Below are 983 nucleotides of genomic sequence, written 5' to 3' on the forward strand. Positions count from 1 at the left end.
ATATTCCAAAGCGCTTCATGTATTTCATTTTCCCGATTTGACTTGTGTATGCAGGGTTTACTTCAAAAACTTCCACACCCATTTTTTCAGCTCTTGATTTAATGGCAGAAATCATTTTGTTATAGGCAAACATGGACATCATCATGTTCGCTTTCTTATTGCCATAAGCACTTGAAACTTTTGATTTAGTCGTATCTAATTTTTCAAGAGCAATCGGTTTGTTTTCTCGATATGCGGCGTTTACTACTTCAATTGCTTCAGCTTCAATAACTTTCGTAATTTGATTGGATGTTTTCCCCAAATCTCAAATTTTAGCGACCATGAAGAAATAAGTTGACCCTTATTGTTCACATTGGATATGGCAAAATGGTCAACGTTACAATCTATACCAATAATTCCGTCCGCTTTAGAATAATTTACGAATTCATTTTTTCCTTCAGTAATAATGCATTTGAATATGTAATATTCGCCTTGGTCTTCGATAGACCAAGCAATCGGTTTTCCGTATTGCTTTTTATTTTTGCAATTTTTTTGAATAGAAATTGCTGCTTCAACTTTTTCTTGTCCATAGGGGAAAGAAATTTCTTTGACTTCAACTAAAACACCTGAAGGAGTTTTATAAGTTAAGGAGTGGTTTTCAATATTGTAGTTAAAAACAAAGTTTCCAGAAGCAGCATCCTTACGTCCGGATATAACCATTGTCTTGTATCGGGAATCTTTCCATTTTTTAATCCATTTTTCGTGATTATTCTTATATATATTCATGGTGTATTGTGATTTAAATAATTTTTTGGTACCAAAAACAACGTTTGAAATTACTGTTTTCAAACGTTTTAATTGTTCTTCAAACTTATTTAACTTGAAAGCCAAAAAACCAATTTTAGTTTTTGTCCGATTAACTTGAATATCCAAATAGGCATGCTCAAATTGATAAGCATGATAATAGATATCTGTTTTCTTTTTATATTGCACCACAAAATAAT

At 31.6% G+C, this 983-nt stretch carries 1 protein-coding gene and 1 pseudogene; both read right to left on the minus strand.

Features of this window, described 5'->3' with window-relative positions; genetic code table 11:
* Positions 1-301, minus strand: a 301-nt coding sequence (locus BABA_RS26075) for an IS200/IS605 family accessory protein TnpB-related protein (protein WP_157273191.1), incomplete at its 3' end; no start/stop codon positions are given.
* Positions 244-983, minus strand: a pseudogene (locus tag BABA_RS13775) (IS200/IS605 family accessory protein TnpB-related protein); the annotation flags it as partial. The pseudogene BABA_RS13775 and the gene BABA_RS26075, both read right to left, overlap by 58 nt.

The organism is Neobacillus bataviensis LMG 21833, assembly GCF_000307875.1.
Classification (GTDB): domain Bacteria; phylum Bacillota; class Bacilli; order Bacillales; family Cytobacillaceae; genus Neobacillus; species Neobacillus bataviensis.